The sequence below is a fragment of the Ruegeria sp. CDSB136 genome, assembly GCF_059610965.1.
On sequence record NZ_JBXWOP010000005.1, the window covers coordinates 100,888 to 116,150 of the forward strand.

Genomic DNA, 15,263 nt, shown 5'->3' on the forward strand with positions numbered 1-15,263 from the left:
GCCGTCACACTAGGCAAAAGGGATTTTCTTCGGTATTCCCGTATATTGTCAAACTGTATCAAAAAAATCGATAAGATGTCTTATCTCGAGAACATCCGTACCTTTGTCCGTGTCTATGATCTGGGCAGCATGTCCGCTGCGGGTCGAGACCTGCGGATCTCCCCTGCCGTAACCTCGGCCCGGATTTCCCAGCTTGAGGATCATCTGGGCGTGCGTCTGTTTCAACGCACCACGCGAAACCTCAGTCCGACCGAACAGGGTCGCGCCTTTTATCCCGGTGCGGTCGCGGTTCTGGATGCGGTGGATGAGGCCGAGGCGCAGGTTGTCCATCTGACCGAAGCGCCAAGGGGATCGCTATTCGTTGCGGCGCCGTTGGGGGTTGGCCGCCGGTTGCTGGCCCCGCATGTGCCTGATTTTCTGTTGGAGTACCCTGAGATTGACGTGCGCCTGCGGCTGACGGACAGATCGGTTGATCTGACCACCGAAGGCCTGGATCTGGCATTTTTCATTGGCCAGCCCGAGGACAGCACCCTGCGGATCAGAAAGATCGCGGATTGCCAGCGGGTACTATGCGCCGCGCCGGATTACGTGGAACGCAGGGGCATGCCGCAGACCGGTGCGGATCTGGTTTCGGACAAGCATGAATGTCTGAACCTTCGTTTCCCCGGCGCGACAGAGTTCCAATGGCTGCTGGAAACACCCGAGGGCCCGAAGCGATACGCTGTATCAGGTCGCTTCGAATGCGATGACGGCGATGTTTTGACCGATTGGGCGTTGTCCGGGCAGGGGATTGCGATGAAACCCGCCTTTGAAGTGGCGGAGCATTTGAAAGCGGGCCGTTTGGTGGCCGTTGCAACGCAGACGCCGCCGGTGCCTGTGCAGATGGCATGCCTCTATACCCATCGCCGCCATCAGGACCCCAAGGCGCGGTTGTTCATGGATTTCATGATTTCACGTATCGGTAAGGTCGTGCGCAGCTCGCAAGCGAAGGGTTGAGCCGAAGCTCCCGCCGCCGTTTGCGCCTTGCAGGCGCGGCACAGCGTTGTGCCCGGCGCCGCGGCAAGGCCGCGGCGCGGTTGCAACCTTTATCAAGGCGGGAACAGTGCCCAGCCCAACCGAAGAGGACACTGAAAGGGTCGGCGACCGGCAGGAGGCGTGCGGAAAGCCGTCAGCTGCCCCGGTAGGTCGAATACCCGTAAGGAGAAAGCAGCAGCGGTACGTGATAATGTGCCTCGGCATCGGACATGCCGAACCGAATGGGAACCTGATCCAGAAACAGCGGATCCTCTGCTGCCTGCCCGGTTGCGCGCAGGTAGTCACCGGCAAAAAAGATCAGCTCGTAAGTTCCGGTTTCAAAGTCTTCCTGCGGCAGGATGGGGCTGTTGGTGCGCCCGTCGGAATTTGTCTCCATCTCGACCAGTTTGCGATGGGAGTTTCCCGACACCTGATACAGTGCGATTTTCAGACCTTCCGCCGGGCACCCGCGCGCCGTGTCCAGAACATGGGTTGTCAGGTAGCCTGCCACAGTGATCTCCTTTGACTGTTTCATCGGGTTTGCCACAGTGTGGCGCAAACATCAAAATGGTGGAAATGCCGAAACAACCGGAAACAGCGTTCGGATTGATTTGATAATCGGATACGAATTTTTAGGCTATTGCATTAATCAGGAAGTTAAACCCGGAACGGAAGACGACATGCAGCCCCCTCGTTACCCCCGCGATATGATCGGATACGGAGCCACCCCGCCCAATGCCAATTGGCCCGGTGGTGCAAGGATCGCGGTGCAGATCGTGCTCAACTACGAAGAGGGCGGCGAGAACTGCGTATTGCACGGCGACAGCGCGTCCGAGGCCTTCCTGTCCGAAATCGTCGGCGCTGCGCAATGGCCAGGGCAGCGTCACTGGAACATGGAATCGATCTATGAATACGGATCACGGGCCGGGTTCTGGCGCCTGCACCGATTGATGAAAGATTTGCCGATCACGGTTTATGGGGTCGCTACCGCACTGGCCCGCTCACCCGATCAGGTGGCCGCGATGAAGTCGGCAGGGTGGGAGATTGCGAGCCACGGATTGAAGTGGGTGGAACACAAGGACATGCCCGAGGCCGAGGAACGGGCCCAGATTGCCGAAGCCGTGCGCCTGCATACCGAAGTCGTGGGTGAGCGCCCGCGCGGCTGGTACACCGGTCGGTGCTCGGAAAACACAGTAAGGCTGGCGGCAGAAGAAGGCGGGATGGCCTATGTCGCGGATACCTATGCCGATGACCTGCCGTACTGGGTTCGGTTCGGTGATCGGCATCAGTTGATCGTGCCTTACACTCTGGACTGCAACGATATGCGCTTTGCAACGCCGCAAGGGTTCAATTCAGGCGATCAGTTCTTCTCCTACCTCAAGGACAGCTTTGATGCGCTTTATGCCGAAGGCGGGGCCGGGGTGCCAAAAATGCTGTCGATTGGCCTGCATTGCCGGTTGATCGGGCGTCCGGGTCGGGTGATGGCCCTTAAACGGTTCCTGGATTACGCGCGCGGGTTTTCGGATGTGTGGTTCGCCACGCGCCTGCAGATCGCAGAACACTGGGCCGCGCATTACCCACCCATACCGCGCGCAAGGCCGACCGAGTTGAGCCGGGAGGACTTTGTGGCCAGCTATGGCGGCATTTTCGAACACTCAGCCTGGATCGCCGAGCGCGCCTTTGATCTGGAACTGGGTCCGGCGCATGACACGGCGGGCGGCCTGCACAATGCCCTGGCCCGCATGTTTCGCTCGGCCACTGAAACGGAAAGGCTTGGCGTGCTGACAGCGCATCCCGATCTCGCGGGCAAGCTTGCGCAGGCTAAACGTCTGACCCAGGAAAGCACGTCCGAGCAGGCCTCGGCCGGGCTGGATGCGTTGACCAACGATGAACGCGCGACTTTCACGGATCTGAATCAGACCTACACGGACAAATTCGGATTTCCGTTCATCATCGCGGTTCGGGATCACGACAAGGCATCGATTCTGGAAGCGTTCAAACGGCGGATCGGGCAGGACCGGGACACTGAATTTGCGGAAGCCTGTCGACAAGTCGAACGGATCGCCGAATTCCGCCTGCGGGATGTGTTGCCGTCATGAGCAATCGGATCGGCCTTCAGCCGCTGACCGCTGATGCGTTTGCCCCATACGGCGATGTGATCGACGTTGCGGGTGAGCCGGACAAGATCATAAATCAGGGCCAATGCGGCCGGTATCACGACCGGGCGGCTCTGGATTTTGCCGACGGGCGCGCCGGGATCAGCCTGTTCAACGCCAACCCACGGGCACTGCCCTATAAGCTCGACATGGTCGAACGGCACCCCGAGGGCAGCCAGGCCTTTATCCCGATGACCCACCAGCCCTTTCTAGTGATCGTCGCGCCGGACGCCGATGGCAAGCCCGGGCGACCGCTGGCTTTTGTGACCCGGCCGGGGCAGGCGGTGAATTACCATCGCGGCACCTGGCACGGGGTCCTGACGCCGCTCCACGCCCCCGGCCTGTTTGCCGTCGTCGACAGGATCGGCGCAGGCGCAAATCTTGAAGAATTCTGGTTCGACACGCCCTATCAGGTCGTGCCGTAGCCAGTTGAAGCCGCAGGATAAGCGGTAAGACCCCCATGAAATCTGACAGGGAGGACAGTACTCATGGCCGACACTTCGATCGGTACGCCCGAACAGCTTCGGGATCCGAACTATACACCCGCATTACACAAGGCGGTTCCCCTTGGGATACAGCACGTTCTGGCGATGTTCGTGTCCAATGTGACGCCCGCGATCATCGTCGCGGGCGCGGCGGGATTCGGATTTGGATCAAATTCGCCCGATTTCCCGGAGCTACTTTATCTGATCCAGATGTCCATGCTGTTTGCCGGGGTCGCTACCCTGCTGCAGACGGTGACACTTGGTCCGGTCGGGGCGGCCTTGCCCATCGTTCAGGGAACAAGCTTTGCCTTTCTGCCCATCATGATCCCGCTTGTGGCCGGTAAGGGCGTCGATGGGCTGGCTGCCCTGTTCGGCGGCGTTCTGATCGGTGGCCTGTTTCACGCCAGCCTCGGGGCGGTGATCGGTAAGATCCGGTTTGCGCTGCCGCCTCTGGTGACCGGGCTGGTCGTAACCATGATAGGTCTGGCGCTGGTCAAGGTAGGTATTCAATACGCGGCTGGCGGCGTTCCGGCGATTGGCACGCCGGAGTACGGCTCGGCCCTGAACTGGTCGGCGGCTCTGGTCGTGATCTTCGTGACCCTTGCGCTCAAGTTCTTTACACTCGGGATGCTGTCGGTTTCGGCGGTGCTGATCGGTCTGGCTGCCGGCTACGTATACGCGCTGATGGTTGGCATGGTGACATTTGAGGCAATCGGTTCAAGCTGGAGCCGCGCCTCGGCCTTCGCATTGCCGATGCCGTTCAAATACGGGTTCGAGTTTTCGTTCGCTGCCGTGATCGGGTTCTGTCTGATGGCCTTTGTTTCGGCCATCGAAACCGTGGGCGATGTGTCCGGTGTGACCAAGGGCGGTGCCGGACGTGAAGCCACCGACAAGGAGATTGCCGGTGCAACCTATGCGGATGGTTTTGGCTCGGCGGTTGCCGGTGTGTTCGGCGGGTTGCCCAACACGTCGTTCAGCCAGAATGTCGGCCTGATCGCCATGACCGGTGTCATGAGCCGCAATGTCGTGACCATTGGTGCGCTGTTTCTGATCCTGTGCGGGCTGGTCCCCAAAGTCGGGGCCATCATCCGCACCGTTCCGATCGAAGTGCTGGGCGGCGGTGTGATCGTCATGTTCGGGATGGTTGTCGCCGCCGGTATATCCATGTTGTCCGATGTGGACTGGAACCGGCGCAATATGGTGATCTTTGCCATCTCGTTGTCCATCGGGTTTGGGCTGCAACTGGAACCGGATGCGGTCCAGCACTTGCCGGAAACTTTGGGCATCTTGATGAAAAGTGGGCTTTTGCCTGCTGCGGTCATCGCAATTGTGCTGAATCTGATCCTGCCCGAAGAACTGGCGGATGAGGCCACCGAAGAAGTGTCAGGCGGAATGGCCGGGCATGGCTCGGGCAGCTTGCCCCACGACTGATCCGTGAATCGCAGCCCGCCGTTTGGCGGGCTGCGTCGACTTCAGCTTGCCGCCATCAGGCGCGCGACATCCAGCATTCGGGCCGAAAAGCCCCATTCATTGTCATACCAGCCAAACACCCTGACCTGCCTGTTTCCCACCATGCGAGTTTCGGGGCCCGCGATCACAAGCGACTCGGGTCGCGTGCGCAGATCGGATGAGACCAGAGGCAGGTCCGTCCAGCCCAGAACAGGCGAGTTTTCGGCCGCTGCGCGCAGCTTTGCGTCAAACACCTCGGGGCTCATCTCGTTTTCCAGGGTCACGATCAGGTCTACGGCCGAAACGCTGGCGGTGGGTACGCGCACCGCGGCGCCCGAGATGCGACCGGCCAGATGAGGCATGACTTCGTCAATCAGATGCGTGGCACTGGTTGTGGTTGGAACCATGGACAGCGCACCCGCACGCGAGCGCGCAAGATCGCCGCGCGGCGCGTCCACCATCGGCTGGCTGTTTGTGTAGCAATGGATCGTTGTCATATGGGCCGCGGTGATGCCGCCGATCCCGTCCAATACCCGCACCAGCGGAGCCAACCCGTTGGTGGTACAGGATGCGTTCGAAACGATCCGGGCATTGCCCAGCTGGTCTTCGTTTGCGCCCAGTACGATGGTGACTTCGGTCGCAGGCGAGGGGCCCGAGATCAGCACCTTGCTGGCACCGGCAGTCAATCCTCGGCTGGCCACATCGGACGTGCGTGCGATACCTGTGCAGTCCAGCAGGACATCGACCCCGGATAGATCCACACGGGTCAGATCCTCGCTGTGGGTCATCGGAACCCGGTGCCCGTCCACGATCAGGGTGTCACCCTCAGCCAGGACCGTTCCGGCGTAAGCGCCAAAGGTGCTGTCGTATTTGAACAGATAGGCGCAGGTCTCAAGCGGGGCGATATCGTTGATCAGCACCAGCTCGACATTGCTGTCTTCCGGCAGGGCCAGAACCTGCCGCAGAATTGTGCGGCCGATACGGCCGAATCCGTTGATCGCGAGTTTCATGGGCAAGCTATGGCAGGCTGACCGGGCGATCTCAATGCCCGTTTCGATACCGTTCTAACCGCAGGAGACCTGCGAGAAAAACTGGCCCGAGATGTTCTGATACATGCTTGAGCGTATAACCTTGCAACCCGTTGCCTGCTGGATCGCCGCTATGGCTTGTATCGTCCGCAGGCGCGGCGGCGGACCAAAGGGGTTCAGATTGTTGTCGTCCCGTGTGGCGCGGTAAATGACCGGAGCGTCTGAAACCTGCGTCACAGCCCATGTACGGCTCATGACAAATACGGATTTGGTTTCTTCCCTGGCCGCAACAGGTGCGGCATCGAACGCCGTCAGGCCGATAACGGCCGCAAGCGCAAACATCGTTCCGCGAAATAACATGGTGCAATCTCCAGTACTATAACCCGAGGATATTTCACCAGATTCAGACGCTTCTGTGAACCCCTGACAGGTAAATGACCATTCTACCCGTTTAACGCCGCGACAGGTTCAGCGGCATGTGACGGTTTACGTCCTTGTAAAGCAGATAGCGGAACCGCCCCGGGCCGCCTGCGTAACAGGCTTGCGGGCAGAAGGCGCGCAGCCACATGTAATCTCCGGCCTCGACCTCGACCCAGTCCTGGTTGAGCCTGTAGACGGCCTTGCCCTCCAACACGTAAAGCCCGTGCTCCATCACGTGGGTTTCGGCAAAGGGGATCACGCCGCCGGGTTTGAAGTTGACGATGTTGACATGCATGTCGTGACGCACATCCTGCGGATCGGCAAAGCGGGTCGTCGACCAGCGCCCTTCGGTGCCGGGCATTTCGATGGGGACCACGTCGCGTTCATTGGTGATGATTGGATCGGGCACGGGCAGGCCGGGGACGGCCTCGTAAGCCTTGCGGACCCAGTGGAATCTTGTCACTTCATCTGCGCGGTTGTGCAGCGTCCAGTCCGAACCCGGCGGGATGTAGGCGTAGCCACCGGTTTCAAGGACATGAACTTCGCCGCCAAGGGTCAGTGTGACCGTGCCCTCGACCACAAAGATCACTCCCTGGGCCTGCGCGTCGGTTTCTGGGCGATCTGATCCGCCGCCGGGCTGAACCTCCATAATGTACTGCGAAAAGGTCTCGGCAAATCCGCTCAGCGGGCGCGAGAGCACCCACAGACGCGTGCCCTCCCAGAATGGCAGGTAACTGGTGACGATGTCGCGCATGGTGCCTTTGGGGATCACCGCGTATGCGTCGGTGAACATGGCGCGGTCTGTCAGGATCTGGTCCTGGCCGGGATGCCCGCCGGATGGGGCGTAATAAGTCGGGTGTGCCATCGAATGCCTCTGGTTCGTATCGGTCGCACTATGCTGGCAATAATCCGGCGGTCCTAGCGCCTGTGTTGCGATAGGTTTGTTCGGGATAATTTGAAGGTGCGCGCCGTGGGGGGCTTGGCCACGGACCAGCGCGAGTATAGTCTTGGGACTAAATCTATTTCAGAACGGTGAGGCGAATATGAAGCCCTGGAAATTGGCAACCTTCGCAGCGGTCATGAGTTTTGGTCTGGGCGTTGCCGCAGACGCCAAACCGCTGTCCCGCATCATATCGGAGATGGGGCTGACCCCTGCGGATTTTGAAGTGGTAAATGCCACGGCGGACCAGTTGCTGACCGGCAGCGCGCGGGCCGGAGATGAACGCAGCTGGGTCAATGACGCCACGGGATCAAAGGGAACGATCCGGGTCCGGGATGTTCGCGGCAACTGCGTTCATCTGCAGCATTTCATTCAGCCCGAAGGCGCGGAGAGTTCCCGTGAGGTCAGAACACGCAGATGCAAGGACGCCAGCGGCAACTGGATTCTGACGCCCTGACCATTTTGCGGCAGATCAGTAACCGCGCGCCCTGTCGACTTCGTGCAGCAGAGGCTGACCGCTGGTCAGGCGCCGGAAATTCTCGGCCACATCGGACAATGCGTTGCCCAGATGCCAGCCCGACACATGCGGGGTGATCGTCACTTGGGGATGCCGCCATAACGGGTTGTCCGAAGGCAGGGGTTCTTGCGAGGTGACGTCCAGAACTGCATGACCCGGTGTACCGCGATCCAGCGCCGCCATCAGCGCGGCTTCGTCGATGAGATCACCGCGCCCGGCATTCAGCAACTGGCTTCCGGGCTTCATCGCATCCAGAAGCGCGGCATCGAACAATCCGATTGTCTGAGGTGTCGATGGCAGAATGGCACAGACATGATCGCACTGGCCCAGCAGGTCGGGCAGCGTGTTCTCGCCGTGCAGGCAGGTCACGCCCTCAATCTGCTTGGGTGAACGGCTCCATCCCATGACCTGGAACCCGACATCGCGCAGCATCCGGGCGGTTCGCGCACCGATATGGCCCAGCCCCAATACCCCGACCACCGTATCAGGGCTGAAGCCGGGCGCGCGCGGCGTCCATTCGGCTCGGCGCTGGGCGGCTTCATAGATTGCCATGTGCCGCTGCCGGCGCAACACATACGCCAGAAACCATTCGGCTATGCCCTGCGCCGGTGCATCCGGTTTCAGGCGGGTGATGCGGACATGATCGGGCAGGCCAAGATTGCTGACGATTGTCTCAACCCCGGCGCCGAGTTTCTGCACGAGTTTCAAATTCGGATAGCGCTTCGGCTGATCCTGGCGCAGGCCGACAAGCGCGATCATCGTGATGTCTGCGGCATCGCCAATCGTATCCGGGGTGCGCACGTCCGCGTCCGGATGGTGTCGCCGGATTTCGCGCGCAATATCATCATCGCTGATCCAGTCGGACAATCCGGTTTCAACCAACAATGCCATTTCGCACCCCCATGTGTTTCGATTTGAACGAATGACGTTCCGTCACCCAACTGGACATCTTTCGGGCAGCTAAGTCATTCTCGGTCCAAAGGTAAAGCCCGGTCCGTCGTCGGATCGCGGAAACATGATCAACAAATGACCCGTGGGATCCGACACCGATGACTGCCATGCCCAGCCAAAAGGCTTTCTTTGACCTTGACCCGGATGGCGTGTTTGTCGGCAACGACCCGGCGCGCGGACCGTGGTCCGCCGATCATTGTCATGCCGGCCCCGTTGCCGGCCTGATCGTCCGCGCGGCCGAGGCTGAAACAGGCCCCGAAAAGATGCTGACCCGGCTGACGGTGGACCTGATCCGGCCATTGCCGCTGGCGGGATTGCGGGTTGCCGCCGAGACCACCCGGCACACACGCACATTGGCGACAACACGGGTCACGGTGCACGATCTGGACAACACGCTGTGCGCAACGGCAACAACAATGCATCTTGTGCGCAAGGATCTGGGCGAGGTTCCCACGGCTGAGGTTCACGCACCTGCATTTCATGATCTCGTGACCGGGGATTTTCCCTTGATGGAGTTGCGGCATGACCTGCACTGTTTTGCGCAGGCCGTGGACGTGGCCTATCCAAAAGGCGGCAATCAGGGCCTTGGTCCCAAGACGATCTGGTTGCGAACGCCGCATTTGCTTGGCACTGAACAGCCTTCGCCTGTTCAGTCGCTGTGTCCGCTGGCCGATTGCGGCAACGGTATCTCGTGCAACGTGCAACCTTCGGGCATGGGGTTTATGAACACGGACCTGACGCTGCACATCCACCGCGAACCTGTTTCGGACTGGTTGGCGGCCGAGTCGGTCTCGCACTGGAAGCCGAACGGAATCGGAATGTCGCAAGCGATCCTGTATGACACGCAGGGGCCAGTGGGTACGGCGTTGCAGACACTCGTTCTGCTTCCACCGCGCTAGCGCATACCCTTCGGATGTTTCGATCCGTGTTGGAAGTGCATTGCCGCAGCGGCCTTCGGCCCCTATGTTCTGGCCATGCGCTGGCTGATTACATTGTTAACCTGTTGCCTGCCGGTTTCGGCAATTCCGCACCCGCATGTCTATATCGATACCGGGCTGGAGTTCATTGTCGATGAGACAGGCCAATTGACTCATGTCCGCGTGACCTGGGTCTATGACGAATTCTATTCCCTTCTGGTTCTGGAAGACCTGAAACTCGATCAGGATGCAGACGGCGTGCTGTCCGAGGCCGAGCAGAAAGTTCTGACCGGTTTCGACATGCAATGGGTCGCAGGCTACAACGGCGATCTTGTCGTCACCGCAGGTGGAACGCCGGTTTCATTGACGGGGCCGTCAGAGCCGTCCGCGACCACCGAAGACGGGCGTATCGTGACAACTCATTTGCGCGAGGTCGAATCTGGCGGCGTATCGGCGGCTGACCTGTCCGCCAAACCTTTCGATGAAACCTTCTACACGGCTTACGAGGTCACGCGCCCGGTGACGATTTCCGGGCCGGATGGCTGCCAGATCGATCGCCGGGAACCCGATATCGATGGACAACTGGCGCAGATGCAGGCCTTTCTGCTGACATTGGATGCAGATGTCGACCTTGAAGAAAATGATATCCCCCTTGTCGGGGAAAGCTTTGCGACCGAGATCCGCGTTTCATGTCCAAATTCCTGATCATTCCGGTCGCGCTGGCCTGTGCCTTGCTGTTGTGGTTCTGGGGCAGCGGCGGGTTCGACCATCTTGCTGCCTGGGCGGCCGGTGAACAACGGGTTTTCCAGAACCAGATCGCGCGTTCCCTGCGCGCCGCGCGCGCGGAACAGCCGGAAGCGGTCGCAACCCTGCTGACGGTTTGTTTCGCCTATGGGTTTTTCCACGCGATCGGCCCGGGACACGGCAAGGTTCTGATCGGCGGCTACGGGCTGGGCCGTCAGGTCGCTTTCTGGCGATTGTCCGCAATCAGTGTTCTGTCCAGTTTGGGGCAGGCGGTAACGGCGATCGTTCTGGTCTATGCCGGGGTGCTGGTGTTTCAGATGTCACGTGAGTCTCTGATCGGGACAACAGAACAGGTGATGGCTCCGATCAGTTATGGGGCCATTGCGGCGATCGGGATGTGGCTTGTCCTGCGTGCGGTTCGCAGTTTCGCCCGACAGCATCGAAACTCACAGTCCTCCGCGCACCGTCATCATGACCACCATGATCACCACCACCACGATCACGGGGAGTGTTCCGAGTGCGGTCACCGCCATGGCCCAAGCCCCGAGGAAGTGGCGAATGTCGGCAGCCTGCGCGAGGCGTTGGTGCTGATCGCGGGGATTGCTGCGCGTCCCTGCACCGGCGCGCTGTTCGTACTGATCCTGACTTGGCAGATGGGTATCGCAATGGTCGGCATCGCCGGGGCATTTGCCATGGCGCTGGGCACTGCGACGGTCACAACCCTTGTGGGCTGGACATCCTTCGGCTTGCGCGGGGGGCTTCTGGCTTCGGCCTCGGCCACGCGGTTCGTTTCCGTGCTGGCCCCGACCATCGAACTGGTGGCGGGTCTGATTATTGCAGTGATCGCAAGCGGGTTGCTGATGCGCGCGCTATAGGTCAGTCGAACACCGGTTCAGGGTATCCGACCCGCGCCAGATAAAGCCCTTGCGGCGGGCAGACCGGGCCACAGGCAGCACGGTCAACGGCCTGCAGAGCATCGCGCACATCTTCTGGTGTCCACGATCCCGCGCCGACCCGTTCCAGCGTGCCGACAAAGCTGCGCACCTGATTGTGCAGGAACGACCGCGCGCGCACGTGGAAGTGCACTTCGGGCCCTGAAAAGCCCTGAACCCGTTCAACCCGCAACTCATCCAGAGATTTGACCGGGCTGGCCGCCTGACAGATCGACGAGCGGAAGGTCGTGAAGTCATGCCGCCCGACCAGCATGTCCGCACCCGCCTGCATCGCGTCGACATCCAGTTGGTGGTTGATCTGCCAGACCTGCCCGCTGTCATGGGTAGCGGGGGCGCGGCGCATCAGGATGCGGAACAGGTATTGCCGTTCGAGTGCTGAAAACCGGGCATGCCAGTCGTCATCCACCCGCGCAGCCTTCACGATGGCCACGGGTTGAGGCTTGAGGTGATAGTTCAGCGCCTCGGACAGGCGATACGGATCCCAGTCTTTCACCAGGTCGCAATGCGCCACCTGTCCCAAAGCATGAACGCCCGCGTCTGTCCGCCCGGCGGCGGCAATTGTGTGCTCGCCCGGCTGGATACGCGACAGCGCGGTCTCGATTGCGCCCTGCACGGACGGCAGGTCCTTTTGCCGCTGCCATCCGGCAAACGGTTCCCCCTGATATTCGACTTTCAGCGCGTATCTTGGCATGTGGCGCTGGTATCGCGCCGCGCCGGTCCGGGCAAGAGCCGGATTGGGAAAAGCTCTGGCAACCTCGGGGCTTGCTACCTATCTTGAGCAAAACAACCATGCGGGGCGGCGGATTGGTCATCTCATCACTGGCAGACAGTCTTGTTCGCGGTGTCGAATCCGTGGGCGACCGCGTGTCTGAAACCCTGTTCGAGCCTGTCATACGTCTGGGCGTCACCGGGCTGGCGCGGTCCGGCAAAACGGTGTTTATCACCTCGCTTGTGGCCAATCTTCTGGATCGGGGCCGCATGACGGGGCTTGTCGCCCAGCAGGAGGGGCGGATCAACGCCGCCTATCTGCAACCACAGCCTGATGACACGGTGCCCCGGTTCGACTTTGAATCTCATCTGTCCGACCTGACCGGCCCCGCGCCGCACTGGCCCGAGAGCACGCGCGCGGTGTCCGAACTGCGCCTGTCATTCAAGGCGCGCCCCGCCGGTTTGCTGGCCGGGTTGCAGGGACCGCGCACCGTTCATCTTGATATCGTGGACTATCCGGGGGAATGGCTGCTGGATCTGGCCCTGTTGGAGAAATCCTATGCGGAATGGTCGCAGGACACGCTGACTCGCATCGAAGACCGGTCCGAAGCAGCGGTTTTCCTGTCACAGATCGGGGCAACCGATCACACTGAGAACCACGATGAGCCGACGGCTCAGGCACTGTCGGCGGCGTTCACGGATTATCTGAACAGGGCGCGGGACAGCGGGTATTACGACTGCACACCGGGGCGGTTCCTGCTGCCGGGCGACCTGGCCGGATCACCGGTTCTGACCTTTGCGCCGTTGCCGGTTGACGGCCCGTCGCGCAGGCGCTCGCTGCACCGCGAGATGGAACGGCGGTTCGAGGCGTACAAGTCGCAGGTGGTCAAACCGTTCTTCCGTGATCATTTCTCGCGCATCGACCGGCAGGTTGTGTTGGTCGACGCGCTGGGCGCAATTCACAAGGGCCCGAAGGCGGTCGAGGACATGCGCCGCGCGATGGCAGATATCCTGTCGGCTTTCCGTCCCGGCCGAAATGCGTGGCTCAGCCAGCTGCTGCTGGGCAAACGGGTCGAGCGTATTCTCTTTGCTGCCACCAAGGCCGATCATCTGCACCACTTGCAACACCCACGCCTGACCGCGATCATGGAGGCGCTGACGCGCGAAGCGCAGGACAGGGCCAAATTCGCCGGAGCCGAGACCGCCGCCCTGTCGCTGGCGTCGCTGCGTGCCACGACGGAAGAAATGCGCAATCACAACGGGTCGGAACTGCCCTGCGTGCGTGGCACTCTGTTGGATACCGGGAACCAGGCTGCCTTTTATGCCGGGGATCTGCCGTCGGATCCCGCTCATCTGCTGGGCCCGGCCCGCGACGGGGCTGAGAACTGGCTGAACGATGATTTCGGTTTCATGACATTTGCCCCGGCGCATCTGACCCTTCGCCCCGGGGACGGGCCGCCGCACATCCGGCTGGACCGGGCCGCCCAGTTTTTGATCGGAGACCGCCTGTGACCGTAAAACTCCGCCCCGCCCGCAGTACGGATGCCGGCACAACCGGTGAAATCCTGCATGGATTCGCGCGCGAAAACGACTGGATGCCCGAGCTGCATTCCTGCGCTGAAACCATCGCGTTTTGCGGCAGGATGATCGATCAGGGTTGGGTCACAGTTGCCGAGACGGACAAGGGCGTCGTGGGTTTTCTGGCGCGTCATGGTGACGAGGTTCACTCCCTCTATCTTGCTGCTGCGGCGCGGGGGCAGGGGATTGGGCGGAAATTGCTGGACCGGGCTAAAATCGAACGATCTCAGCTGTCGCTGTACGCATTTGAGGCAAACAGGCCCGCGCTCAGGTTTTATGAGCGTCACGGATTTGTCGAGGTCGCGCGCGGCGACGGATCGGACAACGACGAAAACCTGCCGGATATCAGGTTTGTCTGGAATGCGGAGGACGGCAACAATGGCTAAAGGCCCGGTTCTGATCGATCTGGAAGCGGATGAACCCGCTGCCGACGTAGCACAGGCGCCGCCCGTTCCCGATGTTGCGCAGCCGCAAGGTCAGGCAATGCAGGCCGCGGCCCGGCTTGCGGCCCGAAAGCATTCTGCCCTGTCCCGGTGGTTCTGGGGGCTGGCGCTGGCCGTTGTGGGCGCGGCGGTTTCGATTGCAGCGTGGGATTTTGCAACGTCGCTGGTGGCGCGTTCGCCTGTTCTGGGGTGGATCGTCACCGGGCTGATTGCGGCGCTGGTATTGGTGACGCTGATCATCGTGATCCGTGAACTGGCGGCTATTGGACGGTTGTCGCGCGTGGATGGAATGCGCCGCGCCGCCGATGCCGCGCTGGCCGAAGCTGATCTGGCGCAGGCGCGGTCGGTCACGAACAGGCTGGTCGCGTTCTACAAGGGCCGCGAAGACACGAGATGGGGCCGCGACAGGCTGGCCGAGCGCATGAGTGAGCAATTCGATGCCAGCGGTCTGCTGTCCCTTGCCGAGGACGAATTGCTTGCCCCGCTCGACGCTGCCGCCAGCCGTGAGGTCGAAGCCGCGGCCAGGCAGGTGGCCACCGTGACCGCGCTTGTACCGCTGGCGCTGGCGGATGTCGCAACGGCGATGCTGGCGTCCCTGCGGATGATCCGGCGCATTGCCGAAATCTACGGAGGCCGCGCCGGTTTTTTTGGCGGATGGCGTTTGACGCGGGCAGTCTTTGTGCATCTGGTCGCCACGGGTGCCGTCGCTGTGGGTGATGATCTGCTGGAGCCGGTTCTGGGCGGCTCAGTCCTCAGCAAACTGTCCCGCCGTTTTGGTGAGGGTCTGGTAAACGGCGCGCTGAGCGCCCGTGTTGGCGTGGCCGCGATGGAAGTCTGCCGTCCGTTGCCCTTTTCCAAACGGCACAAGCCGTCGACCCGCGGCATGATCCGGCGTGCACTGAGCGGCCTGTTCTCGAAAGATTGATCTGACGCAAGGCCATAGTGCTATCCTTCCGCCAA

17 protein-coding genes are annotated in these 15,263 nt (G+C 61.2%); 11 read left to right on the top strand and 6 right to left on the bottom strand.

The window, feature by feature from the left end; translation table 11 throughout:
• The first annotated feature begins 75 nt into the window (after nt 1–75).
• Nucleotides 76–996, top strand: a complete 921-nt coding sequence (locus AC2FIR_RS07280) for a LysR family transcriptional regulator (RefSeq protein ID WP_480490508.1) — start codon at nt 76–78, stop codon at nt 994–996.
• Nucleotides 997–1,168: 172 nt separating this feature from the next.
• Here AC2FIR_RS07280 and uraH read toward each other — a convergent pair whose 3' ends face one another.
• The gene (gene uraH / locus AC2FIR_RS07285) at nt 1,169–1,525 is read right to left on the bottom strand and encodes a hydroxyisourate hydrolase (RefSeq protein WP_170678585.1); all 357 of its coding nucleotides are present in this window, start codon (nt 1,523–1,525) and stop codon (nt 1,169–1,171) included.
• Nucleotides 1,526–1,694: 169 nt separating this feature from the next.
• Here uraH and puuE point away from each other — a divergent pair, with 169 nt between their 5' ends.
• From puuE to AC2FIR_RS07300, 3 genes are all read left to right on the top strand, one after another.
• Entirely contained in the window at nt 1,695–3,113 is a 1,419-nt protein-coding gene (gene puuE / locus AC2FIR_RS07290; protein WP_480490506.1) for an allantoinase PuuE, read from the top strand.
• The gene (locus AC2FIR_RS07295; RefSeq protein WP_170807722.1) at nt 3,110–3,595 is read left to right on the top strand and encodes an ureidoglycolate lyase; all 486 of its coding nucleotides are present in this window, start codon (nt 3,110–3,112) and stop codon (nt 3,593–3,595) included. Before puuE ends, AC2FIR_RS07295 begins: the two co-directional genes overlap by 4 nt.
• A gap of 63 nt (nt 3,596–3,658) precedes the next feature.
• Nucleotides 3,659–5,086: a uracil-xanthine permease family protein gene (locus AC2FIR_RS07300; RefSeq protein ID WP_480490503.1), complete on the top strand. Its 1,428-nt coding sequence runs from the start codon at nt 3,659–3,661 to the stop codon at nt 5,084–5,086.
• A gap of 41 nt (nt 5,087–5,127) precedes the next feature.
• On the opposite strand, the gene AC2FIR_RS07305 is transcribed toward AC2FIR_RS07300, so the two are convergent.
• From AC2FIR_RS07305 to AC2FIR_RS07315, 3 genes are all read right to left on the bottom strand, one after another.
• Nucleotides 5,128–6,114 (bottom strand): type I glyceraldehyde-3-phosphate dehydrogenase, encoded by a 987-nt coding sequence (locus AC2FIR_RS07305; RefSeq protein WP_496715451.1) that lies wholly within the window; start codon nt 6,112–6,114, stop codon nt 5,128–5,130.
• 54 nt (nt 6,115–6,168) lie between these two features.
• Complete coding sequence (locus AC2FIR_RS07310; protein ID WP_480490500.1) at nt 6,169–6,492, bottom strand: hypothetical protein; 324 nt, start codon at nt 6,490–6,492, stop codon at nt 6,169–6,171.
• Nucleotides 6,493–6,583: 91 nt separating this feature from the next.
• Nucleotides 6,584–7,417 (bottom strand): bifunctional allantoicase/(S)-ureidoglycine aminohydrolase, encoded by an 834-nt coding sequence (locus tag AC2FIR_RS07315; protein WP_480490499.1) that lies wholly within the window; start codon nt 7,415–7,417, stop codon nt 6,584–6,586.
• Nucleotides 7,418–7,595: 178 nt separating this feature from the next.
• Between AC2FIR_RS07315 and AC2FIR_RS07320 the strand changes: the two genes are divergently transcribed.
• Nucleotides 7,596–7,949: a hypothetical protein gene (locus AC2FIR_RS07320; protein ID WP_170613371.1), complete on the top strand. Its 354-nt coding sequence runs from the start codon at nt 7,596–7,598 to the stop codon at nt 7,947–7,949.
• Between the two features lie 15 nt (nt 7,950–7,964).
• On the opposite strand, the gene AC2FIR_RS07325 is transcribed toward AC2FIR_RS07320, so the two are convergent.
• Nucleotides 7,965–8,900 (bottom strand): 2-hydroxyacid dehydrogenase, encoded by a 936-nt coding sequence (locus AC2FIR_RS07325; protein ID WP_170613369.1) that lies wholly within the window; start codon nt 8,898–8,900, stop codon nt 7,965–7,967.
• A gap of 158 nt (nt 8,901–9,058) precedes the next feature.
• Here AC2FIR_RS07325 and AC2FIR_RS07330 point away from each other — a divergent pair, with 158 nt between their 5' ends.
• The 3 genes from AC2FIR_RS07330 to AC2FIR_RS07340 all read left to right on the top strand — a co-directional run bounded on the left by AC2FIR_RS07330 (nt 9,059) and on the right by AC2FIR_RS07340 (nt 11,496).
• Nucleotides 9,059–9,859 carry a thioesterase family protein gene (locus AC2FIR_RS07330; protein ID WP_170613367.1) on the top strand — a complete coding sequence of 267 codons (801 nt, stop codon included), beginning with the start codon at nt 9,059–9,061 and terminating at the stop codon, nt 9,857–9,859.
• Between the two features lie 75 nt (nt 9,860–9,934).
• A complete protein-coding gene (locus tag AC2FIR_RS07335) occupies nt 9,935–10,582 on the top strand; it encodes a DUF1007 family protein (RefSeq protein ID WP_170613365.1) in 648 nt (215 codons plus the stop codon).
• Entirely contained in the window at nt 10,567–11,496 is a 930-nt protein-coding gene (locus tag AC2FIR_RS07340; protein ID WP_496715448.1) for a nickel/cobalt transporter, read from the top strand. The genes AC2FIR_RS07335 and AC2FIR_RS07340 overlap by 16 nt, the downstream gene beginning before the upstream one ends.
• A gap of 1 nt (nt 11,497) precedes the next feature.
• Here the strand turns inward: AC2FIR_RS07340 and truA are convergent, their stop codons facing one another.
• Nucleotides 11,498–12,265 (bottom strand): tRNA pseudouridine(38-40) synthase TruA, encoded by a 768-nt coding sequence (truA, locus tag AC2FIR_RS07345; RefSeq protein WP_170613361.1) that lies wholly within the window; start codon nt 12,263–12,265, stop codon nt 11,498–11,500.
• 113 nt (nt 12,266–12,378) lie between these two features.
• Here truA and AC2FIR_RS07350 point away from each other — a divergent pair, with 113 nt between their 5' ends.
• The 3 genes from AC2FIR_RS07350 to AC2FIR_RS07360 are packed head-to-tail and all read left to right on the top strand — an operon-like array spanning nt 12,379 to nt 15,228.
• Entirely contained in the window at nt 12,379–13,794 is a 1,416-nt protein-coding gene (locus AC2FIR_RS07350; protein WP_170613780.1) for a YcjX family GTP-binding protein, read from the top strand.
• Entirely contained in the window at nt 13,791–14,246 is a 456-nt protein-coding gene (locus AC2FIR_RS07355; RefSeq protein ID WP_170807730.1) for a GNAT family N-acetyltransferase, read from the top strand. Before AC2FIR_RS07350 ends, AC2FIR_RS07355 begins: the two co-directional genes overlap by 4 nt.
• A complete protein-coding gene (locus tag AC2FIR_RS07360) occupies nt 14,239–15,228 on the top strand; it encodes a YcjF family protein (RefSeq protein ID WP_480490491.1) in 990 nt (329 codons plus the stop codon). Before AC2FIR_RS07355 ends, AC2FIR_RS07360 begins: the two co-directional genes overlap by 8 nt.
• Nucleotides 15,229–15,263 lie beyond the last annotated feature (35 nt).

Excerpts from the sequence above, each read along its gene's own strand:
- puuE (WP_480490506.1), top strand. The coding sequence starts at position 1,695 with ATGCAGCCCCCTCGTTACCCCCGCGATATGATCGGATACGGAGCCACC.
- AC2FIR_RS07305 (WP_496715451.1), bottom strand. The coding sequence starts at position 6,114 with ATGAAACTCGCGATCAACGGATTCGGCCGTATCGGCCGCACAATTCTG.
- AC2FIR_RS07315 (WP_480490499.1), bottom strand. The coding sequence starts at position 7,417 with ATGGCACACCCGACTTATTACGCCCCATCCGGCGGGCATCCCGGCCAG.
- AC2FIR_RS07300 (WP_480490503.1), top strand. The coding sequence starts at position 3,659 with ATGGCCGACACTTCGATCGGTACGCCCGAACAGCTTCGGGATCCGAAC.
- AC2FIR_RS07310 (WP_480490500.1), bottom strand. The coding sequence starts at position 6,492 with ATGTTATTTCGCGGAACGATGTTTGCGCTTGCGGCCGTTATCGGCCTG.
- AC2FIR_RS07280 (WP_480490508.1), top strand. The coding sequence starts at position 76 with ATGTCTTATCTCGAGAACATCCGTACCTTTGTCCGTGTCTATGATCTG.
- truA (WP_170613361.1), bottom strand. The coding sequence starts at position 12,265 with ATGCCAAGATACGCGCTGAAAGTCGAATATCAGGGGGAACCGTTTGCC.
- AC2FIR_RS07335 (WP_170613365.1), top strand. The coding sequence starts at position 9,935 with ATGCGCTGGCTGATTACATTGTTAACCTGTTGCCTGCCGGTTTCGGCA.
- AC2FIR_RS07295 (WP_170807722.1), top strand. The coding sequence starts at position 3,110 with ATGAGCAATCGGATCGGCCTTCAGCCGCTGACCGCTGATGCGTTTGCC.
- AC2FIR_RS07340 (WP_496715448.1), top strand. The coding sequence starts at position 10,567 with ATGTCCAAATTCCTGATCATTCCGGTCGCGCTGGCCTGTGCCTTGCTG.
- AC2FIR_RS07325 (WP_170613369.1), bottom strand. The coding sequence starts at position 8,900 with ATGGCATTGTTGGTTGAAACCGGATTGTCCGACTGGATCAGCGATGAT.
- AC2FIR_RS07360 (WP_480490491.1), top strand. The coding sequence starts at position 14,239 with ATGGCTAAAGGCCCGGTTCTGATCGATCTGGAAGCGGATGAACCCGCT.
- AC2FIR_RS07330 (WP_170613367.1), top strand. The coding sequence starts at position 9,059 with ATGACTGCCATGCCCAGCCAAAAGGCTTTCTTTGACCTTGACCCGGAT.
- AC2FIR_RS07320 (WP_170613371.1), top strand. The coding sequence starts at position 7,596 with ATGAAGCCCTGGAAATTGGCAACCTTCGCAGCGGTCATGAGTTTTGGT.